This window comes from Planomonospora sp. ID91781 (assembly GCF_015711595.1).
GTDB lineage: Bacteria > Actinomycetota > Actinomycetes > Streptosporangiales > Streptosporangiaceae > Planomonospora > Planomonospora parontospora.
This window is the reverse complement of sequence record NZ_JABTEY010000001.1, coordinates 3,801,717-3,823,114: the sequence shown is the minus strand read 5'-3', so window position 1 is coordinate 3,823,114 and position 21,398 is coordinate 3,801,717. Positions and strand designations below refer to the sequence as shown.

The window sequence follows — 21,398 nt, the reverse complement described above, 5'->3', positions numbered from 1 at the left end:
GCCCCGGCAGGTCCGCCGAGGCCGGCCGTTCAGAAGTCGGTGACGGATGGGTTCAGGTCCGGAGCCTCAGTTCCACCGACGGGGCCCCCAGCAGGCGTCTGGCTTCGCGGATGCCGGAGGTGAAGGCGCCGTCGGCGTGGCCGAAGCGCACCGGGCAGGTCGCCTCACCGGCGAACAGCACGCGACCGGCCAGGGGGGCCGCCAGGGCCTCGATCGCGGTGACGCCGGCGCCGGGGGTGAGGTGGGTGTAGGCGCCGCACGCGAACGGGTCGTTCCGCCAGCGGGTGACGGCCCAGGCCGCCGGGGCCGGGAGCCGTGCGCCGGTCGCGGTGGCCAGCACGTCCCGGGCGCACCGCAGTGTCTCCTGCTCGGTCAGGGCGGACAGTGCCCGCCCCGCGGGGCCCGCGGCCAGCGCGATCAGGGTGGGCGCGCCGGCCGGGCCCGTGGCGTCGATCCAGGCCCGCAGCGGGGTGCCCCCGTGCCGGATGAGGAACCCGGTGGCGGCCTCGTCCCAGTGGCGGGAGTCGTAGCGCAGCACCACTTTTTCGAAGTCGCCGAAGCCGAGCGCCGCGACGGCCCGGGCTTTCGGTCCGGGCAGGGCCGGGAGGAAGCCGATCGTCCCGGCTTTGAGGACGCCGAGGGGAACGGTGACCAGCACGTGCGAGCCGCGCTCGGTGCGGCCGTCGGTCATCTCGACGGTGACGCCGGCGCCGTCGGCCCGGACCGTCCGGACGGCCGCGCCCGTCCGGACGGGCGCATCGGGGGTGAGTGCCGCGATCAGGCGGCGGTATCCGCCTTCCGGGACGTCGTCGCCGCCGCCGTAGGGCTCGGGGACCTCCAGCACCGCGGCGGACAGGTCGGCGGCCGGAGCGGCGAGCTCGGTCTCGACGACCGTGTGGAGGATGAACCGCGTCCACTCGCGGCGGTCGGCGTCGGTCTCGGCGGCGCAGTAGGCGTCGATGAGACCACCGAGCGTCGCCTCCCGTCCGCTCCCCGCGACGCCTCCTGAGGTGGTGGGAGCGCCGGAGGGCGGGGTGCGGGCGGTGGATCTCGCTGCGGCGGCCTCGAAGCCGGCCGCGCTGCGGATCAGGTCCGACCGGAGCGATCCGCGCACCCGTACGCCTCCTTCACCGACCAGCGCGGCCCCGGCGGTCAGGTCGTCCAGGGCGTAGGGCAGTCGCGGGACGCCCGCCCGCTCGCACAGCCGCGTCAGCGGGTTGCCCCGGGGGTCGTGGATCCACGCGGCGCCCAGGTCGATGTCGGCCGCGCCGATCTCAGCGGTGCGGATCCGCCCGCCCAGGCGGTCTCTGGCCTCCAGCACCAGCACCCGCACCCCGGCCGACGTCAGGGCGTTGGCCGCGGCCAGACCGGCCAGTCCCGCCCCGATCACGATGACGCGGGTGGGGTCGCCCGCGACACCGCCCGGCGCAGGGCCGCCGTCACGGCCGACCTCCCACCTGCCCCCGGCCCGGCGCCGGACCGACGAGGCACCGGCCTGGTATCCCAGGGCGATCCCGGTGGCGGCAACGGACAACCCGGCCGCTCCCGCCAGCATCCCTCTTCTGGACAGGCGCATTTCGTTTCACATCATCCCTGGTAAAGCGAACTGTACGGTGAACAACAGTGAATCTATTGTACGGTGAACAACATGGTCAAGGAGATAGCCGGAGACCGCGCCCGCCGAGCGGCCGGGCCGGAGCGAGAGCCGCTGTCGCGGGAGCTGATCCTGCGACGGGCCCTGGAAATGATCGACGAAGCCGGAGTGGAGGCGCTGAGCATCCGGCGCCTGGCCGCCGACCTCGGCGTGTTCCCCACCGCGCTGTACTACTACCTGCCCACCCGCAGCGCGGTGCTGCACGGCGTGGTGGAGACCGTCCTGGAGGAGATGGACCTCACCCGGGCCCGCACCGGCACCTGGCGGGACCGGATACGGGCGCTGTGCCTGGCCCTGCGGCAGGTCGCGCACGCCCATCCGCGGCTGTTCCCCTACCTGGCCTCCTATCCGGAGAGCACCGTGCAGGAGTACAGGATCTACGAGGAGCTCTACCGCGCGCTGGAGGAGGCCGGTCTCGCCCCGGTGCGGATCGTGCAGGCGAGCACCCTGATCTTCTCCTACGCCACCGGGTTCACGCTCGCCGAGGTCAACGCCACCATCGGGCGGCCGGACGAGGGCGAGTTCGATCGGTTGTCGGCCCTGCCCGCCGCCGAGTTCCCCGCCACCCACCGGCTGGCCGGACAGATCCGCGACCTGGATCTGGAGGCGAGCTTCGAGGCCGGGATCGAGGCGATCCTGGACGGCCTGAGCGCACGAGCGGCCGGGTGAGCAGGAGCCGATCCCCGATCCGGCGGCAGGGGCGGGCAGGCTCCAACCTCCGCCCGGCCGCCGGCTGCGGGCGGCTCGACGGGAATGCCCGCCGAGCCGCCCGGGCGATCAGAACACCGTCAGTTGGCGCAGTCCTGGCTCTTCAGAGCCAGGATCATTTCGCTGACCCTGCCACGCGACAGCTGGAAGAGGTAATCGGCCTTCGCATTGCCCGGAACGGTGATGACGGCGTATCCGTTGACCGCCCGCCGTACCCCGGGGTAGGCCCTCTTCAACTGCCCGCCAGTGGAGCCGATCTTGATTCCCCGCGGGGTCTTCACGCCCTTGGGCGCGGCGATCACGGCCACCCCGTGCTTCTTGGAGATGTACAGGGCGCCGCTCGGGTAGGCCTTCAGGTCCCATGCCGCGCACGGGCCGGAACCGGAGGCGAACACGATCTTCTTGGTGGCCCTGGCCTTCTTGGCGCTCATCCCGAGTCTCACGCCTCCGAATCCGAACGGCCCGAACGTGCCGGCCGAGGTCGCGGAGGCGGCCGGCGCCACAGCCGGCCGCGGTCGCGCCACCGCGCCGGCCGGAGCCGCCGCGACCCCCAGCGCGAGTGCCGCCGCCAGGACGGCGGCCGACACCGTCCGCCGCCCGGCAGGTGCTGTCGACGCGGCCTCGCCGGCTCGGTTCAGTACGGACATCCTGCTCTCCTTCGGTTGCCGACGGCCCTGGCGACCGTCATCCTCGGCGCGTCCCGCACGCGCCTTGCAGGGGGACGGTTCGACGCCTGTCCCGGACTCGGCATCCGCTGATCCCCGCACCCCCGGCGAACTTTCCTGTACATCGAACAAGAAGATCTTATTGTACGGCGGACAAGAGGGTCAACAAGGGATCGAGCACCCCCGGATTTCCCGGAGCGAGCCGGACCCTCGCACCTACCGGTGCCGTTTTTCGCATCAAGGGCTGCAGCGACAGGCCGACGTGCGATCGGAGCCGGAATCAGCTGTGGAGGCTGTCGGCGTCGGTGATGCCGGCGGCCGCCCGCATCGCGGCGTGCGAGCGGGCCGGGATGGTGTATGCACCGGCGGGCCGGGTGCCGTTGGATGAACAGCCCACCGCGGCTCAGCCCAGACCACTACCGGGCGGGGCAGGTGGTGTCTTCGGCGGGCAGGACGCCCTCGAGCAGGTAGCGGCCGACGGCGTCGTCGACGCAGGCGTCAGGGGTGGAGGTGAACACCCGGGACACCAGGTGGCGGAAGGCACCGCGCACGGTGACCATGCGCGAGCCGCTCAGGGCCCGGCGCATCGCCCGCTGGCCCGGATGGGGGGTCTTGGGGTCGCCGGAGGCCCCGACGATCAGGGCCGGGACGTCGTTGCGGATCCGGGTGGGGGGCTCGGCGGGGGAGGTCGGCCAGAAGGCGCACGGGAGGTTCATGGCGCGGGTCAGCGGGCCGAACAGGGGCTCGTCGGCGCGGTGGGCCCGGATGTCGCGGTAGTAGGCGCCGGGATCGCGGGAGGCGGTCCCGTCGGCGCAGGTGATCGCCATCCGTGCGCTTCCGGCCCCGCCGGTCTCCGGAGAGGACAGGTACGCCAGTCCTTCCTCCAGGGAGGGAGCCGAGGTGATTTCGGCTCCGCGGGCGGCGTCGTCGAGGACCTTGAGGTCGGCGGCCAGGGCGGCGTAGGCCTGCTCGCTGTCCCGGCCCAGGCTGAGCAGCAGGATCGCCGGGAAGACGTGGGTGTCGACCTGGTGGCGGCCGATCCGCAGCGGGGTACGGGCGGCGGCCCGGTCGATGCGGTCCACGGTGGCCAGAACCCGGGCGGGGGTGGAGCCCAGGCGGTAGCGGTCGTGGTGGCGTGCGGCCCAGCCGGCCCACTCCTTCAGCGCCGCGGCCAGGTACGGCCCCATCGAGCGGGCGTAGCCGGGTCCGGCGTCCGCGGGATCCAGGGCGCTGTCGAGGACGAACCGGTCGACGCGGGCGGGGAACAGTTGCATGTAGACCGCGCCCAGGTAGGTGCCGTACGACCCGCCGAGATAGGACAGCTTCGACTCGCCCAGGGCGGCGCGGATGACGTCCATGTCACGGGCGGTGGCGCGGGCCGAGGCGTGGGGCAGCATCTCCCGCTGCCCCGCGCAGCGGGCGGCCAGGTCTTCGGCCTGTGCGGCGATCCGGTCGAAAGCGCGCCGGTCGTGGCCGGTCGAGCGCACGTAGTCGCCGATGGGCCAGTGGCAGTTCAGCGGGGTGCTGAGCCCGGTGAAGCGGGGATCCATCCCGATCAGGTCATAGCGGGCCGCCAGCGCGGGTGAGGCCGTCTTGAGCAGCGGTGCGTAGATCCTTCCGGGGTCGCCGGGGCCGCCGGGGTTGATCAGGAGCGCTCCGCGCCGGCGGCCGGGGGCGGTGGCCTGCAGCCGGGAGATCGCGACCGTGATGGTCCGTCCGTCCGGGCGGCTGTGGTCCAGCGGGACCGTGACCTCGGCGCAGCGCGCCCCGGCGGCGTGCAGCTGGGTGCCGAGCTCATCGCCGGGACCGGTCCGGCAGTCGTTCCAGGTGATCTTCTGCTGCTCGAACCGGGCGAGAGGACCGTCCGGGCCGGAGTGCCGAGGTCCGGAGGCGGCCAGGGCGCCCACGGAGCCGGACGAGGCGAGCACCGTGAAGGCGGCCATGGCCGCCATGGAGATCTTTCTCATGAGATCAGCGTCGCGGCCGGGCCACAGGGCCCGCATCGGCCATCAAGCCGATCAAGAAGCCGTGCGTCTCGGCCGTTCGGTCAGGGCAGGCGCGGCCGAAAACGTCATCGCGTACCGCGCGCCGCCTCCGCTGAGATGGCGAGTGCATTCCCAGATCAAGATCTTGTGCGCCCGCGCGAGCACCTTGACGGCCTCGGCCGGGTCGCTGCCACCCGCCGTGGGGGATACGGCGCGGACGCCGGCCAGATCAATCCGGAACCGACAGGCGCGGGGGAAGGGGCGCCGCCAGGCCGGCCTCGTGAGCGAGGATCGCCGCCTGGACCCGGTTCTCCAGGCCCAGCCGGATGAGGATGCGGTTCACCCGGCTCTTCACCCCGGCCTCCGACAGGCCGAGGCTCCTGGCGATGCGCGTGTTGGACATGCCCCTGGCCACCAGGAGGAGGACCTCCAGCTCCCGCGCGGTGAGATCACCGATCCGGCGGACCGCCTCGGAACGGGGGTCCGCCGGCGGCGTTCCGATGGCCGCCATCGGCGCCTGCACGTCAGGATCCGCCGCTCCCCCGGTGAGCCCGGGCACACCCGTGGCGGGTTCCTGCGCCCTGGTGAGCAGGGCGGGAGGAAGGGCCGTGACGGCGCCGATGATCCGCCGGGTGACGGTCGGGGCGAGGGCGGCCTCTCCCCCGGCGACCGCGCGGACGGCGTCGGCGAGCCGGTCGGGTGAGGTGTTCTTCAGCACGAAGCCGGACGCGCCCGCGCGCAGGGAGGCGTAGACGTACTCGTCGAGGTCGAAGGTGGTCAGCATCAGCACGCGGGGGCGGGGGCCCTGGTGCGGCCACTCGCCCAGGATGCGCCCGGTGGCCTCCACTCCGGTCAGGCCGGGCATGCGCACATCCATCAGCACCACGTCGGGCCGCAGCTCGAAGGCCGCCGTCACCGCCTCCTCCCCGTTGGCGGCCTCTCCCACGACCGCCAGGCCGGCACGCCGCTCGATCATCATGCGCAGGGCGGTCCTGACCATGTCCTGGTCGTCGGCGACGAGCACGCGCACGGGCACGGGCGTCATGCCGCACCCTGCGGGTCCGTGACCGTGGCGTCCGTGCGGGATCCCGGATCCGGGGTGGACGCTCGGCGGGGCGGAAGGTCCCGGGAGTCTTCGCGGCGCACGGGATCTGCGGCGGGAACCTCGGAGGAGACACCGGAGGAGACACCGCCGTCCGGACGGGCCGGGAGCGGTTCGGGGAAGTGGAGGACGGCTTCCACCCGCCATCCGCCCTCGCCGTCGGGACCCGCCCGCAGGGTGCCGCCGAACAGCGCGACCCGCTCGCGCATGCCGACCAGCCCCAGGCCCGAACCCGGCAGGGGGATGTGGGCCGGCGCGGGAGGGCCGTTGCCGACCGCGACGCTCAGCCGTCCCCCCCCCGGCTCAAGCCGATGCGCACGCTGGTGGCTCCCGCGTGTCGCAGCACGTTGGTAAGGGCCTCCTGCACGATGCGGTAGGCCGACACCTGCACCGCGGGCGGGATCCCGGCCACCGGGACCACATCGATCCCGACCCGGCACCCCGCGGCCCGGGCGGTGGCCGCGAGCCGTTCCAGATGACGCAGCGACGGCTCCGGAGCAAGGCCCGGCCCGGCGTGATCGCCGACGAGCGGACCTTCGGGGCCGGAGCCACGGTCGTCGGCGAGCAGGCCCAGCAGACGCCGCATCTCGGCCAGCGCGGTGTCGGCCGCCTCACCGATCCCGGCCACGCCCCGGCCCGCCAGGGCGGGATCCTCGTTCAGCACCTCCGCCGTGGCGCGGGCCTGCATCGCGATCGCGCTGACGTGGTGGGCGACCAGGTCGTGCAGGTCGCGGGCGATGCGCGCGCGCTCGGCCACGACCGCCCGCCGGGCGCTGACCTCCTGCTCGGCACGCAGCCGTCCGGCCAGCTCGCGCAGCTGCGCCGCATCGGCGTGGATGCGGCGCTGGGAGAAGCCCAGCAGCCAGGTGCCCGCCGCGATCGCGACGATCAGCACCGCCTCGATCGGACCCAGGACCGGCTCCCGGGGCACCGGCAGGCTCAACCACGGCCCGACGATCTCGGGGAGCGCGATCGCGACCACGGCGGCGCCGATCGCCGCCGCGCTGCGCGGCGGGCGGGCGTGGCGGGCGACGGCGTACAGGGCGCACACCACGTACAGCCCGTCGTGGAAACCGACCAGGGGATCGGTCAGCTCGAAGAGCGGATAGGCGACCCCGACCGCGGCCATGACCCGCCACGGGTGCGAGCGCCGCCACAGCAGCGGTACGGCCTGCGCCGGCAGCAGCACGACCAGCACGGCCGCCGTGGCGGCGTCGCCCGGGAGTCCCTCGCCCAGCCGAAGCAGCAGCGCCGTCGCCGTCAGCCCGCAGGCGAGCGCCGCGTCGGCCGCCCGCGGACGCGCCCGCAGCCACCGGCGCGCCGCGACGATCAGTCCTGCGAGGAGTGCGTTCATCACCTGGGGATGGAACCGGACCTGCTTCCGGCGCCGCTCCCGGCCGAGGGGAGGCCGGGGGTCACCTTTCCGCCGACCAGCGTAGGGCAGCGTCCCCGCCGGCGGAACGCATCGAAAGTTGCGCCGGTCCCGGCCGGTCCCGGGCTTTCGGCCGATCCCCCCGGTGACCCCTTTTCCTACGGTCGGAGCATCCGCCGGATCACCCGGTACCGACTCGAATGGAAGACCTCATGCACCACACCCTCCCCCCGCGTCCGGCCGCACCCGGCACCGGGCACCGCGGCAGACGCCCGGCCGCGGCGGCCGTGACCGCAGCGGTCCTCGCCGCCGCGCTCACCGCTCCGCTCGCCGCCGCCCGCCCCGCCTCCGCGAGCGGACCGGCCTCCCCCACGGCGCTCTTCACGGCCTCCCCCACCGCGTCTCCCCCGGTGTTCTCCACAGCGACCCCTGCGGCGACCCCTGCCGCGTCCCCTGCGAAGGAGACCGCCACCGGCCGATACGGCCGGGCGAGGCTCCAGCGCGACGTGGACGCCATCCGCGCCCTCGGTGCGACGGGGGTCGAGGCGCAGGTCGTCACCGGCGACGGCCGGCGCCTGGTCGCCACGGCCGGCGTGGCCGACCTCCGCACCGGACAGCCCGTACCCGCCGGGGGGTACACCCGCGTCTCCAGCGTCACCAAGATGTTCGTGGCCACCGTGATGCTCCAGCTCGCCGGTGAAGGCAGGCTGTCCCTGGACGACACCGTGGAGCGCTGGCTGCCCGGCGTGGTCCGGGGCAACGGCCACGACGGCCGCCGGATCACCATCCGCCGGCTGCTCCAGCACACCGCCGGCGTCTACGACGCCTACCCGGCCTTCGCCTCCGTGGAGGACTACCGCGAGCGCCGCTACGACCGCTTCACCGACGAACAGGTGGTGGCCGAGGCGATGCGGCACGAGCCCGCCTTCCGGCCCGGCGAGGACTGGCTGTACTCCAACACCGGCTACCTGATCATCAGCATGATCATCAAGAAGGTGACCGGCCGTCCCTGGCATGCCGAGGTCCGCGACCGCATCAGCCGGCCGCTGGGACTGCGGCACACGCGCTGGTCGGGCACCTCGCTCGACGTGCCCCGCCCCCGTATGAAGGGCTATCTGGTGCCGGGGCCCGGCAGGGCGCCGGTCGACGTCACCCGGCACTTCGACGGTGACGCCGCGGGCGGCCTGATCTCCACCGCCCCGGACGTCAACCGCTTCCTGCGCGCCCTGGCGGGTGGCCGGCTGCTCTCGCCCGCTCTGCTGGAGGAGATGCGCCGGACCGTTCCCGCCACGGCGTTCCAGCAGGTCTGGCCGGGGGCCCGCTACGGCTTGGGAATCATGTCACGCCCGCTGACGTGCGGCGGCCTCTACTGGAACCACGGCGGCGACGACTACGGATACACCGCGCGCACCGGCGTCACCGCCGACGGCCGGCGCAGCGTCACGCTGTTCGTCGCCGGCAGGACCGCGGACGGAGAGCGCATGCAGGCCAGGGAGAAGGCCGCCGCCGAACTGGTCGACCGCGCACTGTGCGGCGGCCGCTGATCCTGCCCTGCGTCCCGGCCCCGCCTCCCCGCGACGGCATCCCGCCGTCCCTGTGACGCCACGCCGCCGCGGCATCGGCGTCGGGGAAGGCGGGATCGCCGTCCTCGCGGTCGACGTGGTCCACCCCCTGCGGCGGATCGCTCTTCGTGCGCGGGGTACGGCGGGGCTTCATGCGATCTCCTCCAAATCGAGGACGCCCGCGAACGGGTCGTCGTAGCCGGCCCAGGCGTCGGAGCCGGCGAGCATCTCCTCCGGCGTGAGCAGGCAGGAGTCGAGCAGCGCGGTGATGCGGCCGGGGTCGAGGTCGGGGCCGGTGAAGACCAGGTGCTGCACGCGGTCACCGGTGATCTCGTTCCACTCCAGAGCGGCGGCCGTACGGCGGGCCGGGGAGACCATCTCCCAGGCCGCTCCGGGGAGGGCGGCCAGCCACGGGCCGGCGTCCTCCATCGAGACGATGCCGGCGACCGCGTCCCAGGCCAGCAGGCGCTCGTGCCGGGTGGCCAGCCAGAACCGGCCGCGCGAGCGGACCGAGGTGGTGACCAGCTCGTCGACGGCGTCGAACAGGCGCGCCGGATGCAGCGGGCGCAGCCGGTGCCAGACCACCGTGGTGATCTCCTCGGTGCGGGCGTCGACGGGCAGCCGCGCGGTCGCCGGGTCGACGCGCTCGGCCAGCTCGGCGGTGCACACCGCGCCGCCGCGGACCTCGGGCGGCTCGGCGGCCCGGTGGACCGGAGTGAGCGGGGCCAGGTGCGCGAGCACGGCGCGGGACAGCTCGTCGTCCTCGGCGTCGCCGCCGTGCAGCACCAGGCCGGTGGCGTACTCGATCTGCCGGGCCAGCACCTCGGCCAGGAACCGCCGGTCCCCCGCCGCCGCGACCTGGCCCGTCTCGGCCAGGCGGTCGCCCCGGGTGATGTCGATCGGCATGTGCGTGGCATGCAGCGCGGTCAGCACCGAGGTCAGGCGCAGCACGCCGTGGGCCTCCTCGCAGTCGATGGCCTCGGCCACCGAGCGCGGCTCGACCGTGTCCCACAGGTCCACGATCAGCAGGGAGGCGGCCGGAGCGCGCCGTACCAGCTCGGGCAGCAGGTCCTCGCGCACGGTGCAGGTGACGCAGCCGTGCGCGAGCCGCACCTCGGCCAGGTCCAGGACGCCGGAGCGGTCGCGGACCACGCGCTCGATCCGGCCGCGGGTCACCTCGCGCAGGTCGTGGTGGATCGCGACGGCGCCGGGGTGGTCGTGCAGCAGCGCCTCGACGGCGGCGGTGCGGGCGGGCGCGTGCAGGCCCGCGATGAGGACGACAGGGGTGGACACGGGACTTCTCCTTTGCGGGCGCGGGCGCGGTGACGCTCCCGGCGCCGCGACCGGACATCGATTGACGAAATGAAAACCGTTCCCATTATCATTACACGGGTCGGCCACACGGAAGGAACCCCATGGCCCGAAACGACCTCCGCCCCGTGATCAAACTCAAATCGACCGCGGGCACCGGCTACACCTACGTCACCCGCAAGAACCGGCGCAACCACCCCGACCGGCTCACCCTGCGCAAATACGACCCCACCATCCGCCAGCACGTGCTCTTCCGAGAGGAACGATGACCCCGTGAAGAAGGGCATCCACCCCGACTACCGCCCCGTCGTCTTCCGCGACCCGAGCGCGGACTTCGCGTTCCTCACCCGCTCCACCATCACCAGCACCAAGACGATCACCTGGAAGGACGGCAACACCTACCCGCTCGTCGACGTCGACGTCTCCTCGGCCAGCCACCCCTTCTACACCGGCCGCACCCGCGTGCTCGACACCGCCGGCCGCCTCCAGCGCTTCAACCAGCGCTACGGGAGGACCTGATGTCCGCCCACTGCCAGCTCACCGGGACCGCACCGGTCTTCGGCAACCGCGTCTCCCACTCCCACCGGCGCACCCGCCGCCGCTGGAACCCCAACATCCACAACCGCCGCTACTGGCTGCCGAGCGAGGGCCGGTTCGTCCGGCTCACACTCAGCGCCAGAGCGATCAAGACCGTCGATGCGATCGGCATCGAGGCCGCCGTGGCCCGCATCCGCGCCCGGGGAGGAAAGGTCTGATGGCCAAGAAGAGCAAGATCGCCGCCAACGAGCGCCGCAAGGCCGTCGTGGCCCGCCACGCCGAGCGCCGCGCCGCGCTCAAGGAGATCATCCGCACCGGCACCGCCGAGGAACGCGAGCAGGCCGCGCGAGCGCTGGCCCGCCAGCCCCGCGACGCCTCGGCCACCCGCATCCGCAACCGCGACTCCGTCGACGGCCGCCCCCGCGGCCACCTGAGCAAGTTCGGCCTGTCGCGCATCCGCTTCCGCGAGATGGCCCACCGCGGCGAGCTGCCCGGCATCACGAAGGCGAGCTGGTGACGTGGCCGTCCCCAAGCGCAGGACCTCGCGCAGCAACACCCGCCACCGCCGCTCCCGGTGGAAGGCCACGGCTCCCGACCTGGTCCCGATCATCGCAGGCGGCCGGGAGGTCCTGGTGCCCCGCCGCCTGGTCCGCGCCTACCAGCGCGGCCTGATCACCCCCGGCTGACACCCTCCCCGTCTAATACGGCAGGTAGTAGCTGAGCACATCGGCGGTGAGGGGCGGGAAGAGTGCCTGGAACAGCTCCTCCTGCGCGGTGTAGACGTCGGGCCGGATCCGGGTCAGGCCTTCGATGCCGTGCGGGCCGAACAGCAGGGCGGGCAGGTAGTCGGGGGCCACTCCGGCGCCGCCCACCGCTGCGGGGCCCTGCATCGCGCCGCCGGCGGTGACCGCGCCGAGGCCGTCGGCGTGGACCGGGATCCGGTAGTGGGCGCCGAAGGTGGAGATGACGATGTCTCGGCCGGTGTGGTCTATCCCGGCGGCGGTGAGGCGGTGCCAGAGCAGTGGCCGCAGCCGGTCCAGCAGCGCCGTGACGTCCGGGATCCGGATGTAGTACTGCTCCGCCTGCCGGCGTGGTTCGTGGGTGAGGAAGTCGTGCCAGGCGGCGGCGGTCACGGTGCCGGCTCGATGGACGACCCGTACCTGCCCGTCGGGCACCAGTGCGGCGACGCCGCGGAGCAGTTCCCGCGCCGCGGCCTCGTCTAGGGCGGCGGCCTCGGCCAGGAGCAGCCCGTCGTCTTCGGGAGGCGTGGTGCGCCCGGTGGCGATGACGGTGTCGGCGTGCTCGAGGACCCACAGGGTGCTCGCCTCGTGGGCCAGCAGCCATCGCCAGCATGCGGGTGAGTGCGGCATGGCCACGTCGAACCGGCTCTGGGCCGTCTCCTGCAGGGCCGCCATGACCGGGATGTCGGAGGGCCGGGCGGGGCGGAGCCCCGGGGTCGCCTCACCGGGGGGCGGGGTGTGCACGGTCAGTGCGGGCGGTATGTCGACGGCGTACTCGTAGCCGAACAGCCGGTAGAAGTACGGGATGCCGATCATCGCCTGGATGACGTGACCGCGGGCGGCGGAGCGGTCGTGGGCCCATCGCATGAGTGCCCGTACGAGTCCGCGTCCTTCGTATTCGCGGTCGGTGGCCACCAGCTCGACCTGACCGGAGGGGAGGCGGATGTCGGCGATGCGCACTTCTTCGTCGAGGAGCGTCGCGGTGGAGACGACCCGGTCACCGTCGACGACCACGGCGCAGGCCGGCCAGCCGGCGTCGGGGTCCGTGGCGACCAGCCGGTGGTCGAGGGCGTCAGCGGGTTCGCCGCGTTCGGCCAGGAGCGTTCCGATCTGGTCGAGGTCTGCGGGCCGCGCTTGCCTCAGGACGAGGCCTCCTGCGAGCGGTACAGGCAGGGCGGGGGAGGCTGTGGGCACGGTCACGGCGGGACTATTGCACCGGGCGGGCGGTCTCGTCCATCGGTTTTCCCCCTGCCCGGGGCGGACGGGACAGGCGTCGAAGACGATCGGCGCACCGCACTCGGGGCGCGTTCGGTTTCCTCACCCGGGCGGCACGAATGCGGCCTCCAGGCCGAGCGCGGAGTGGTGCGTTCCACGCCGGCCACCGCCTGATCTTCAGTTCCATCGCGCCTGGACGACCGCAGCGTACGACGACGATTCGCCGGCTCATGGGCTCGTGGTGGTCGGGCGGGGCGGAGAGCTCGGCGGCACGGATCGCCCCGACCCAGGAAGACCCGCGAACAGGGCGAAGAACAGGGCCAGGAATGCGTACCGCTCAAGATCGAAAGGCATGGCGGGAATGGTAGTGAGCCGCGGCGGTGACGCATGTACATCCTGAACGTCGGGAGAAGGCCCGTTCCGCGACCTCGGTGTCGCGGGCACCGCGAGCGAGCCGCCGGTGGCTGAGCCGTACGGTCGCGGACCGCCCGAGCACCGCGGTGACCTCGGCAGCCACCAGCCGGCCGATCGGCTGCCAGGCGTGCATCGCCGACCAGATGGCCGGCCCGTCCAGGACGGTGTCGGGATCGGTGAGCAGATCGTGGATCATCGCGCTTCACCGCTCCGGCGGTGATCGGGGAGGATGGCAGGATGCCGCACACCGAACAGACACCGTGGGGTCGGTGGGAGCCCGCGCCGCCGGGTCAGGTGGTCGCCCTGTTCCAGGACCTGGACGCCTTGGTGGGTCAGCGGCGGGTACGCCGTCGAGCCGGCCGTCGGCCGCGCCTACCGCGAGCGCTGCCGCTGCTGACCGCACCACAGCGGGCCTGGCTGGACGAGGTGCTGGGAGTCGAGTACGGCGCGCATCCCTGGCGGGAGCGGTTGCGCGGATGAACAGGAGAACCGATGCCTTTCGACGCGGTGCTGTGCGACTTCTACGGCGTGATCGGCTACGTCGACCTGACCGAGCACGAACGGCGTGAACGCGCCTGCGGGCTGGTCCCGGGCACCACGGAGAAGATCGCCTTCGCTCCGGAGCTGGCCGTACCGGCGGCCCTCGGACGGATCACGGTAGGCCAGTGGACGGAGGCGATCGCCGCCGGGCTCGCCGGACTGGCCGGCCCGCAGGACGCCGCGGAGCTGAGCCGGGGATTCGTCGAGGCCGGGTGCCGGATCGACACGGAGGTCGTCGGCCTGCTCCGGCAGGTCCGGGCCCGGGTACCGGTCGTGCTGGTGTCCAACTCGACGCTCCAGCTCAACGCCGTCCTGGAGACGGCCGGACTGGGCCGGTCCTTCGACGCGGTGGTCACCAGCGCGCAGGTGGGAGTGGCCAAGCCGGACCGGCGAATCTACGAGGCCGCCGCGCAGGCCGCGGGAGCCGCCGCCCGCCGTTGCCTGTTCGTCGACGACCGGGCCGCGAACGTGGACACCGCGGTCGAGCTGGGCATGACCGGTGTCGTCTACCGGGAGCCGGACGATCTGCTCCGGGTGCTGGCCCCGCTGCTGAGTGAGGATCACAGGTCGTCCTCGTAGTCGAGGTCGGCCAGTTCCTGCGGGTCGCTGGCGACCAGGTCGTGTTCGCGGCGGCTGGTGATCATCTGGAGCGGGACCCGCTGGGCTCCGGCTCCCGCGGTGAGCAGGCCGCCTTGAGTTCCTCCGGCAGGTCACGCAGGGAGAAGACGATCCGGTGGGAGTCGGGCCGGGTGGTGGTCGGCTCGTCGAAGAGCCGCCGGTGGCTGCCGGTGACGTACATCCGTGTGCGGACATAGTCCCGGCCCCGTGCGGGATCCGGCTCCGGCAGTCTCGGGCCGGACACGGTGATGCGGCCCAGCGCCCGCGGGGACGACGGGTTACCCGGCGAGGGGCGGGATCTCGGCTGCTTCAACGACGACACCCCCGATGACGTACCCGACTCGGTCACGTGGACGGGGCCGGGTTCGATCGGGATCCGGGGTGGCCTACGGGCGAGCATTCCCCATGACCTCGAACCCCGCATCAGGACGGCCTCAGACCACCGCCGCTCCCGATTGCCGACAGCGGCCCCGTGAGCATCGTCGGCCGGTCGGCGCCGCCTCCGGACAGCCTGCCCGCCCGGTCCCGGAGGTCAGGACGGGGTATCCAGGGAGTAGATCCGCTCGCGCAGCAGCCCAGCGGTCTCCTCCAGACCGGTCCCGAGATCGAACCAGACCCGGTCACGCCGCCCACCATGCCGGTCCAACCCGGCGGCGGCCCAGGAGAACACGCCCTGCAGCACCGAACGCTCCCCGTCGGGCGGGCGGACCGACAACGCGAACGGCAGCGCCAGCGCGGCCCGCACGACCACGACCTTGTCCGGATCATCCGGGTCGCGCCGTCCTCCGGTGAGGAACTCGGGTGTGTCGAGGAGCTTGACCCATTCCAGGACCGAGCCGGGGACCTGCTCGCCGAGGATCTGCGCGATCGACGCGCGGACCGCCGCGGCGGGATCATCGCCGAGCCAGCCCAGCCAGTGGTCCGGGTCGGTCAGCGGAGTGAAGTCGTCGTGCACCGGCCCGTGCCGGGGGTTGGGCTCGTACTCCCCGGTGGGGTGGCCGTCGTCGCCGACCCGCCACGCGCCCGCGATCGCTTCGGGCGGCACGTACCCGTCCGGGTCCGCGACCTGCTCGGGATCGATCGCGTATACCCAGCCACCGGGATGGTCCGCGGCGGCGGCCACCACACCCGGCGGAGGCTCGCGCCACTCCCGGACGGGCTCCGGCGAGAAGATCCCCATGGCCGATTCCTCCAGGAACAGGGTGAGACGGTCGGGTCGATCCTGCCATGGGCGCGGGGACCGTGACCTCCTCGGGACCCTCGCCCCCGCCGGGGCTACCGGCCCGGTCGGCGGCGCCCGCCCTCGCGCGGTCCACCGTGGTAGCGCGACTCCAGGACGTCGCCGCGCCGCTGACCGAGATACCAGTCGGAGACGGCCGCCAGATCGATGCTCGCGCGCAGCACCGCCCACTGGTCGCCGGTCGTCTCGGCGACGATCTCGCCCCGCGGTGAGACGATCATCGTCGGGCAGTGCGAGGCCGCTTCGGCGGCGTTGGCGGCCAGTAGCCAGCGCTGGTTCTCCGCCGCCCGACTGACCAGATGAGCCCGCCACACGCCAGGGGGTTCATCAGGGTTGGCCGCGTGGGTGAGGTAGGCGAACACCTGCGCGCCGGAACCCGCCAGGTGCCGCCACTGCTCGGGGAAGCGGATCTCCCGGCAGATCTGCACACCCACGTCGACGGTGCCGCCGGCACAGGCGAGCCGGTGGACGGGGAGATCCGATCCGGCGCCCAGCACACCGCGCTCGCTGACCGCCAGGTTCACCTTCCGGTACGGCCTGCGCGCCCCGTCGGGGGTGACCACCAGCGCCCCGTTCCACCAGCGATCATCGCAGTGCAGCAGTGAGCCGCAGATCAGATGGACACCCGTCCGCCGGGCCAGGGCGGCCAGTTCGCCCGCGGCCGCGTCCAGCTCCGCGGGGTCGAGCCGGTCCAGTGGCGACAGGTCCGCGCCGTAACCGGACAGCGCGCCTTCGGGCAGGACCACCAGGTCGTCCCCGGCGCAGGACTCGACCACCCGGGTGATCTCGACCAGGTTCTTCTCGACATCCCAGGTGACCGGGATCTGGGCGACGGCCGTACGCAGGAGCACGAGCCGCGACGGTAGCACCACCGGCACTCAAGCGATCATCCGGGCCCGTCCGACGATGGCCTCACCTGCGTCCGCGGCGCACCGGCCGGTGACGCCGTCGTACCGGAAACCGGACCCGCTCTTTCACCCCGGTACGGGAAGTAGATCCAGTGATAAGCCCAGATAGGATCACAATGTGGCGCTTTCCGATCTCCGGCGTGAGATGGTGCTCGCCGCCATCGCCGAGTACGACCGGCTGGGCCGTGACGCCTTCCTCGAGCGGTACGGCTACGGCCCCGCACGCGACTACTTCCTCCGCCACCAGGGCAGACGGTACGACTCCAAGGCGATCGCCGGCGTCGCCCACCGCGGTGTCGGCGGCAGGCCCCTGCGCGCCGCCGAGTTCTCCGGAGGCAACGCCACCGTGGCCCGCGCCCTCATCCGCCTCGGCTTCGAGGTGACCGCACCGGGCACCGTCATCGACAGGCACTCCGTCGAAGACCTCCTCCAGAAGATCGGCTCGCTCAGGACCGCCACCTCCCCGGTGACCCGCGCACCGAAACGGCACCAGCCGCTGACCCTGCTGTGGGCGATCGGCCGGGCGGTCCGCGGCGAGGAACGTCTCACCTCCTGGCAGACCACCTCCGCGGAACTCCGGGCGCTCATCGAGGAGTTCGGTCTCGACGACGACCGGCCCAACCCCGAGTTCCCCGTCCTGCGGCTCCACCACCACGGCCTATGGGACCTTCCCGGCCATACCGGCGCACCGCCCGCCAGCGGCCAGGCCGCACAACAGTGGATGAGAACGCACCGTCCGGACAGCGGACTGCAGAGCTGGGTGCACGACCTCGTCACCGCGCAGGAGGACATCCGCGCGCAGCTCGTCGTACGGTTGCTCACTGCCTACTTCCACGGCGTCGACCTCAACACGCTCCTGGCCCGAGTCGGCCTGGCTCCGGACGGCTCCGCCACGGAGCCTCCCGCCGACGACAGCGTCCTCACGCCACGCGGCGGATCGCCGACACCCGGTCGGCGTGAGGTCATCACGAACCGTGTGGCTCGCGACTCCCTGCTCGCCGAGCAGATCAAGCGCGCCCACGACCACCACTGCCAGATCTGCGGCACCCGCCTGGTCCTCCGCCAGGGCTTCTACGCGGAGGGAGCGCACATCCGTCCGCTCGGCCGGCCGCACGACGGCCCGGACGAGCCGGACAACCTGCTGTGCCTGTGCCCCAACCACCATGTCCTGTTCGACCGAGGCATGATCACGGTTCAGGACGATCTGACCGTGGTGGACATGGTCTCCGGCAGCCGCCTGGGCACTCTCCGGCTCGCGCCGAACCACGAGATCAGCCTGGAACATCTCACCTATCACCGCAGGAACATCGGGCCCGACCACGGAACCGAGGACCGTACCGCTCCCTCGGCCCTCTGATCCGCGACCTCCGGAGACCGCGGACCGACCGGCTATCACCCAAGCGGCCAGTGGGGTCCGCATCCTGCCCGCCGCCCGCAGTTTCGCGGCCCGGCAGCGCAGCGAGGTTCCGCGATGATCACCATCCCGGGTAGCGGTCCCACCAGAACGGGTCCTCCCCGGATTCGTACTCGCCACCGGCGGGGCTCTCAGTGATCTGCAGAGCCAGATCACGCGCGAGCGTGTCCATGACCCACACCAGTTCCAACCTGCTGATCAGCTCGACCGGCCAGATGTCGACACCGTACAGTGCTCCGAGCAGAGCGCCCGTGACGGCGGTGACGGAGTCGCCGTCGGGCGCCGCGGCGGCGAAGGTCAAGGCCTCCATCGCCTTCCCCGCTGTCAGGGGCGACTCCTTCAGGCCGGTAGGAGGCGGCGGCGTACACACCGCCGAGGAGAGCCGATAGGGCGGTGGCATCGGGGGCGATCTGCGCCAGCCGGGCTTTCTCCCGAGGCTCCTGCCGCGCCTGTTCGTAGGCCGCGCGGATCTGGTCGTGGACCTCGATTCCCTGTAGGGCGGCCCACCGGCAGTAGATGTGCCAGACCACCGACGGCGGATGACAGACGCCCCTGTGCTCACCGCGGATCCAGGCACGGATGATCCCGTCGATCGTGAAGGCCGCCAGCTGGGTGCTGACCCCGGCCCGGATGGGCCCGGACGCAGGGACGGCCCCGCGGCCGACGCTGTCACCCAGCGCGAGGCCCAGCACCAGGCCGCGGACCCGGTTGGCCCAGGTAGCGGGTCCATTCATCGGTCGCCTTCCCGGGGACCGGCGAGAGGGCCCCTGTCCCCATCGGCTTGCCTGCACGTTGATGTCACATAGTCACATATCTCGCAAATCCGACATTCACCGCTCACCGCGAGACAGAGGAGAACATCACTCTCTGCGACGATCAGACCGAGCCGCCGCACCAGGAGATGATCTCTCCCGACACACAACCGGATGCTTTGACGGAACGGCGACGGAACAGGGGCCGGAACCGAGGCCTCACACCATGATCAGAAAATCCGACATTTTCAGCGCACGGGCAGGCCGGTGACGGCGCGGCCGATGATCAGGCGCTGGATCTCGGACGTGCCCTCGAAGATGGTGTAGATCTTCGCGTCGCGGTGGAAGCGCTCGACCGGGTGGTCGCGGGTGTAGCCGGCCCCGCCCAGGATCTGGATGGCCTGCTCGGTCACCCACACCGCCGTCTCCCCCGCCACCAGCTTGCACATCGACCCCTCGGCCTGGTCGAACGACCGGCCGTTGCGGGCCATCCAGGCCGCGCGCCAGGTCATCAGCCGCGCGACGTCGACGCGGGTGGCCATGTCGGCGAGGAGGAAGGCGACGGCCTGGTTCTCCCCGATCCGGCGGCCGAACTGCTCGCGCTCGCGGGCGTAGTCCCGGGCGTACTCGAACCCGGCGCGGGCGATGCCGACCGCCATGGCGGCCACCGAGGGCCGGGTCGTCTCGAAGGTCCGCATGGCGGCCTGCTCGCCGGCCCTGCCGCCCTCGCGGACCCGCGCCAGCCGCGCGTCCAGTTTCTCCTTGCCGCCGAGCAGGCAGGAGCCGGGCACCCGTACGCCGTCGAGGACGACCTCGGCGGTGTGGGAGGCCCGGATGCCGTGCTTCTTGAACTTCTGGCCCATCGACAGGCCGGGGGTGCCCGGCGGAACGACGAAGGAGGCCTGGCCGCGGGTGCCGAGCGAGGGGTCGACGGAGGCGACGACGACGTGCACGTCGGCGATGCCGCCGTTGGTGGCCCAGGTCTTGACGCCGTTGAGGATCCAGTCGCCGGAGGCCTCGTCGTGGACGGCCCGGGTGCGGATGGCGCCCACGTCGGAGCCGGCGTCGGGCTCGGAGGCGCAGAACGCGCCGAGCTTGACGTCGTCGGGGGTGCCGAACATCTGCGGCAGCCACTCGCCCATCTGCTCGGGGGTCCCGGTGGCCGACAGGGCCGCGGCGGCCAGGCCGGTGCCGACGATGGACAGGCCGATCCCGGCGTCACCCCAGAAGAGCTCCTCGAAGGCGACCATCAGGCCGAGGCCGCTGGGCTCGAAGGACTGCTGGGCGAAGAAGTCGAGGGAGTAGAGGCCGATCTTGGCCGCCTCCTGGATGATCGGCCAGGGCGTCTCCTCGCGCTCGTCCCACTCGGCGCCGGCCGGGCGGACGACCGTGCGGGCGAACTCGCGCACCCAGTCGCGCACCTCGCGCACGTCGTCGCTCAGTTCCGGGCAGAAGCCGTTCTCGCTCATCGTCCACCCCTCCGGGAAAGCGTTACCATCGGTAACACCCTCTACCTTACTGACGGGTAGACCCATCCGCGCAAGCCGCCCCCGCCACTCCTCCACCTACCCCGCGGCGGGGACCCGGCCGCAGCGGCGGCCCCCGTTCAGACCGCCGTGCGGGGACCGTAGCCGGGAACGGTGATCATGGGCGGGCGCTCGGCGACCGCCACGTCCCGCACGGTCGCGTGGTGCCCGCCCGGTCCGCGGCGGAACTGGGCCAGGCGCGGGGACGGCGTGTGCAGCGGGATCATCTTGTCCTGGCGCGCCAGCCGCGACCAGGAGGTCTGCAGGATCTGCGCGGCCATGCCGCCGAGGGCCTCGGTGGACTGGTGGGAGTGCACCCTGCGGCCCAGGTCGACCTGGGCCAGGGCGTCGAGGCCGGACAGTTCCAGCAGGTCGATAAGGAGCCCGAGCTCCACGCCGTAGCCGGTGACGAACGGGACCCGCTCCAGGACCGAGCGCCGCCCGGCGTACTCTCCGGCGAGGGGCTGGACGAACCCGGCCAGCAGCGGCCAGTGCAGGTTGAGCAGCGGCCGCGCGACCAGCTCGGTGACCCGCCCGCCGCCGCCCGGCGCGTCCGCGCCCCGCGCGTCCCGCAGCGGCCGGTCGTAGCAGCCCTTGACGTAGACCACGCCGGGATCGGCCAGCAGCGGCCCGAGCAGCCCGGTCACGAACGAGGTGCGGAACTCCCGCAGGTCCGCGTCGACGAAGACCAGCAGATCGCCGGAGGTCACGGCGAGGGACTTCCACAGCGCCTCCCCCTTGCCGTCCAGCGGCTTGAGGTCGGGCAGGACCTCGTCCTGCGCCACCACGCGGGCGCCGGCCGCCGCGGCGCGCGCGGCGGTGTCGTCGGTGGAGCGGGAGTCGATGACCACGAGCTCGTCGACGAGCGGCACCGCCTCCATCAGCTCGCGCCGGATCGCGGAGACGATCTCCCCGACCGTCTCCCCCTCGTCGCGCGCGGGCAGCACCACGCTGACCGTCGCGTCCCCCCTGGCCTCCAGCAGCTCCGGTGGGGACCAATCATCCGAGGACGACGTACGGCGGCGCAGCCATGCCTCCACCTCAGGCAGCACAGCCCATCCTCCCCGTCACCCCGGAACGCACGGGTATCACCCTATGCGTCGCCGTTGCGGAGTGAATCACCGGCCGGACCGGT

At 72.7% G+C, this 21,398-nt stretch carries 24 protein-coding genes; 10 read left to right on the top strand and 14 right to left on the bottom strand.

The window, feature by feature from the left end:
* Positions 1-52: 52 nt before the first annotated feature.
* Positions 53-1,534, bottom strand: a complete 1,482-nt coding sequence (locus HS048_RS17300) for an NAD(P)/FAD-dependent oxidoreductase (protein ID WP_196467483.1) — start codon at positions 1,532-1,534, stop codon at positions 53-55.
* A gap of 114 nt (positions 1,535-1,648) precedes the next feature.
* Between HS048_RS17300 and HS048_RS17295 the strand changes: the two genes are divergently transcribed.
* Positions 1,649-2,323 carry a TetR/AcrR family transcriptional regulator gene (locus HS048_RS17295; RefSeq protein WP_196467482.1) on the top strand — a complete coding sequence of 225 codons (675 nt, stop codon included), beginning with the start codon at positions 1,649-1,651 and terminating at the stop codon, positions 2,321-2,323.
* A gap of 119 nt (positions 2,324-2,442) precedes the next feature.
* Here HS048_RS17295 and HS048_RS17290 read toward each other — a convergent pair whose 3' ends face one another.
* The 4 genes from HS048_RS17290 to HS048_RS17275 form a co-directional block, all read right to left on the bottom strand.
* Positions 2,443-3,009: a hypothetical protein gene (locus HS048_RS17290; protein ID WP_196467481.1), complete on the bottom strand. Its 567-nt coding sequence runs from the start codon at positions 3,007-3,009 to the stop codon at positions 2,443-2,445.
* Between the two features lie 434 nt (positions 3,010-3,443).
* Positions 3,444-4,994: an alpha/beta hydrolase gene (locus HS048_RS17285; RefSeq protein WP_196467480.1), complete on the bottom strand. Its 1,551-nt coding sequence runs from the start codon at positions 4,992-4,994 to the stop codon at positions 3,444-3,446.
* A gap of 247 nt (positions 4,995-5,241) precedes the next feature.
* Complete coding sequence (locus HS048_RS17280) at positions 5,242-6,057, bottom strand: response regulator transcription factor (protein ID WP_196467479.1); 816 nt, start codon at positions 6,055-6,057, stop codon at positions 5,242-5,244.
* Between the two features lie 340 nt (positions 6,058-6,397).
* Positions 6,398-7,468: a sensor histidine kinase gene (locus HS048_RS17275; RefSeq protein WP_230881696.1), complete on the bottom strand. Its 1,071-nt coding sequence runs from the start codon at positions 7,466-7,468 to the stop codon at positions 6,398-6,400.
* A 230-nt stretch (positions 7,469-7,698) separates the two neighbouring features.
* Here HS048_RS17275 and HS048_RS17270 point away from each other — a divergent pair, with 230 nt between their 5' ends.
* Positions 7,699-9,030: a serine hydrolase gene (locus tag HS048_RS17270; protein WP_196467477.1), complete on the top strand. Its 1,332-nt coding sequence runs from the start codon at positions 7,699-7,701 to the stop codon at positions 9,028-9,030.
* Positions 9,031-9,198: 168 nt separating this feature from the next.
* Here HS048_RS17270 and HS048_RS17265 read toward each other — a convergent pair whose 3' ends face one another.
* Positions 9,199-10,341 carry a GTP-binding protein gene (locus tag HS048_RS17265; protein WP_196467476.1) on the bottom strand — a complete coding sequence of 381 codons (1,143 nt, stop codon included), beginning with the start codon at positions 10,339-10,341 and terminating at the stop codon, positions 9,199-9,201.
* Between the two features lie 122 nt (positions 10,342-10,463).
* Between HS048_RS17265 and rpmG the strand changes: the two genes are divergently transcribed.
* The 5 genes from rpmG to rpmF are packed head-to-tail and all read left to right on the top strand — an operon-like array spanning position 10,464 to position 11,582.
* On the top strand, positions 10,464-10,628 hold the full coding sequence (gene rpmG, locus HS048_RS17260) for a 50S ribosomal protein L33 (RefSeq protein WP_196467475.1): 165 nt from the start codon (positions 10,464-10,466) through the stop codon (positions 10,626-10,628).
* Positions 10,629-10,632: 4 nt separating this feature from the next.
* Positions 10,633-10,878, top strand: coding sequence for a type B 50S ribosomal protein L31 (locus HS048_RS17255; RefSeq protein ID WP_196467474.1), 246 nt, complete (start codon positions 10,633-10,635; stop codon positions 10,876-10,878).
* Positions 10,878-11,114: a 50S ribosomal protein L28 gene (rpmB, locus tag HS048_RS17250; protein WP_068904648.1), complete on the top strand. Its 237-nt coding sequence runs from the start codon at positions 10,878-10,880 to the stop codon at positions 11,112-11,114. The genes HS048_RS17255 and rpmB overlap by 1 nt, the downstream gene beginning before the upstream one ends.
* A complete protein-coding gene (gene rpsN, locus HS048_RS17245; RefSeq protein WP_196467473.1) occupies positions 11,114-11,413 on the top strand; it encodes a 30S ribosomal protein S14 in 300 nt (99 codons plus the stop codon). Before rpmB ends, rpsN begins: the two co-directional genes overlap by 1 nt.
* Before the next feature lies 1 nt (position 11,414).
* Complete coding sequence (gene rpmF, locus HS048_RS17240; RefSeq protein WP_196467472.1) at positions 11,415-11,582, top strand: 50S ribosomal protein L32; 168 nt, start codon at positions 11,415-11,417, stop codon at positions 11,580-11,582.
* Positions 11,583-11,594: 12 nt separating this feature from the next.
* On the opposite strand, the gene HS048_RS17235 is transcribed toward rpmF, so the two are convergent.
* Positions 11,595-12,836 (bottom strand): GNAT family N-acetyltransferase, encoded by a 1,242-nt coding sequence (locus tag HS048_RS17235; protein WP_196467471.1) that lies wholly within the window; start codon positions 12,834-12,836, stop codon positions 11,595-11,597.
* 352 nt (positions 12,837-13,188) lie between these two features.
* Positions 13,189-13,461, bottom strand: a complete 273-nt coding sequence (locus HS048_RS17230; protein ID WP_196467470.1) for a hypothetical protein — start codon at positions 13,459-13,461, stop codon at positions 13,189-13,191.
* A gap of 41 nt (positions 13,462-13,502) precedes the next feature.
* Between HS048_RS17230 and HS048_RS17225 the strand changes: the two genes are divergently transcribed.
* Both HS048_RS17225 and HS048_RS17220 read left to right on the top strand, forming a co-directional pair.
* Positions 13,503-13,745, top strand: coding sequence for a hypothetical protein (locus HS048_RS17225; protein ID WP_196467469.1), 243 nt, complete (start codon positions 13,503-13,505; stop codon positions 13,743-13,745).
* A gap of 12 nt (positions 13,746-13,757) precedes the next feature.
* Entirely contained in the window at positions 13,758-14,384 is a 627-nt protein-coding gene (locus tag HS048_RS17220) for an HAD-IA family hydrolase (RefSeq protein ID WP_196467468.1), read from the top strand.
* A 61-nt stretch (positions 14,385-14,445) separates the two neighbouring features.
* Here HS048_RS17220 and HS048_RS17215 read toward each other — a convergent pair whose 3' ends face one another.
* The 3 genes from HS048_RS17215 to HS048_RS17205 form a co-directional block, all read right to left on the bottom strand.
* Complete coding sequence (locus HS048_RS17215) at positions 14,446-14,604, bottom strand: hypothetical protein (protein ID WP_196467467.1); 159 nt, start codon at positions 14,602-14,604, stop codon at positions 14,446-14,448.
* Positions 14,605-14,955: 351 nt separating this feature from the next.
* A complete protein-coding gene (locus tag HS048_RS17210; protein ID WP_196467466.1) occupies positions 14,956-15,603 on the bottom strand; it encodes a hypothetical protein in 648 nt (215 codons plus the stop codon).
* 95 nt (positions 15,604-15,698) lie between these two features.
* On the bottom strand, positions 15,699-16,514 hold the full coding sequence (locus tag HS048_RS17205; RefSeq protein ID WP_196467465.1) for a carbon-nitrogen hydrolase family protein: 816 nt from the start codon (positions 16,512-16,514) through the stop codon (positions 15,699-15,701).
* Positions 16,515-16,689: 175 nt separating this feature from the next.
* Between HS048_RS17205 and HS048_RS38880 the strand changes: the two genes are divergently transcribed.
* Positions 16,690-17,928, top strand: coding sequence for an HNH endonuclease (locus HS048_RS38880; protein WP_196467464.1), 1,239 nt, complete (start codon positions 16,690-16,692; stop codon positions 17,926-17,928).
* 118 nt (positions 17,929-18,046) lie between these two features.
* On the opposite strand, the gene HS048_RS17195 is transcribed toward HS048_RS38880, so the two are convergent.
* From HS048_RS17195 to HS048_RS17185, 3 genes are all read right to left on the bottom strand, one after another.
* Complete coding sequence (locus tag HS048_RS17195; RefSeq protein ID WP_196467463.1) at positions 18,047-18,295, bottom strand: hypothetical protein; 249 nt, start codon at positions 18,293-18,295, stop codon at positions 18,047-18,049.
* 690 nt (positions 18,296-18,985) lie between these two features.
* The gene (locus HS048_RS17190; RefSeq protein WP_068893826.1) at positions 18,986-20,206 is read right to left on the bottom strand and encodes an acyl-CoA dehydrogenase family protein; all 1,221 of its coding nucleotides are present in this window, start codon (positions 20,204-20,206) and stop codon (positions 18,986-18,988) included.
* A gap of 137 nt (positions 20,207-20,343) precedes the next feature.
* Entirely contained in the window at positions 20,344-21,315 is a 972-nt protein-coding gene (locus HS048_RS17185; protein WP_196467462.1) for a glucosyl-3-phosphoglycerate synthase, read from the bottom strand.
* Positions 21,316-21,398 lie beyond the last annotated feature (83 nt).

Coding starts and splice junctions, on each gene's coding strand:
- HS048_RS17295 (WP_196467482.1), top strand. CDS start 1,649: ATGGTCAAGGAGATAGCCGGAGACCGCGCCCGCCGAGCGGCCGGGCCG.
- HS048_RS17290 (WP_196467481.1), bottom strand. CDS start 3,009: ATGTCCGTACTGAACCGAGCCGGCGAGGCCGCGTCGACAGCACCTGCC.
- HS048_RS17285 (WP_196467480.1), bottom strand. CDS start 4,994: ATGAGAAAGATCTCCATGGCGGCCATGGCCGCCTTCACGGTGCTCGCC.
- HS048_RS17280 (WP_196467479.1), bottom strand. CDS start 6,057: ATGACGCCCGTGCCCGTGCGCGTGCTCGTCGCCGACGACCAGGACATG.
- HS048_RS17275 (WP_230881696.1), bottom strand. CDS start 7,468: ATGAACGCACTCCTCGCAGGACTGATCGTCGCGGCGCGCCGGTGGCTG.
- HS048_RS17270 (WP_196467477.1), top strand. CDS start 7,699: ATGCACCACACCCTCCCCCCGCGTCCGGCCGCACCCGGCACCGGGCAC.
- rpmG (WP_196467475.1), top strand. CDS start 10,464: ATGGCCCGAAACGACCTCCGCCCCGTGATCAAACTCAAATCGACCGCG.
- rpmB (WP_068904648.1), top strand. CDS start 10,878: ATGTCCGCCCACTGCCAGCTCACCGGGACCGCACCGGTCTTCGGCAAC.
- rpsN (WP_196467473.1), top strand. CDS start 11,114: ATGGCCAAGAAGAGCAAGATCGCCGCCAACGAGCGCCGCAAGGCCGTC.
- HS048_RS17230 (WP_196467470.1), bottom strand. CDS start 13,461: ATGATCCACGATCTGCTCACCGATCCCGACACCGTCCTGGACGGGCCG.
- HS048_RS17225 (WP_196467469.1), top strand. CDS start 13,503: ATGCCGCACACCGAACAGACACCGTGGGGTCGGTGGGAGCCCGCGCCG.
- HS048_RS17220 (WP_196467468.1), top strand. CDS start 13,758: ATGCCTTTCGACGCGGTGCTGTGCGACTTCTACGGCGTGATCGGCTAC.
- HS048_RS17215 (WP_196467467.1), bottom strand. CDS start 14,604: ATGTACGTCACCGGCAGCCACCGGCGGCTCTTCGACGAGCCGACCACC.
- HS048_RS17210 (WP_196467466.1), bottom strand. CDS start 15,603: ATGGGGATCTTCTCGCCGGAGCCCGTCCGGGAGTGGCGCGAGCCTCCG.
- HS048_RS17195 (WP_196467463.1), bottom strand. CDS start 18,295: ATGGAGGCCTTGACCTTCGCCGCCGCGGCGCCCGACGGCGACTCCGTC.
- HS048_RS17190 (WP_068893826.1), bottom strand. CDS start 20,206: ATGAGCGAGAACGGCTTCTGCCCGGAACTGAGCGACGACGTGCGCGAG.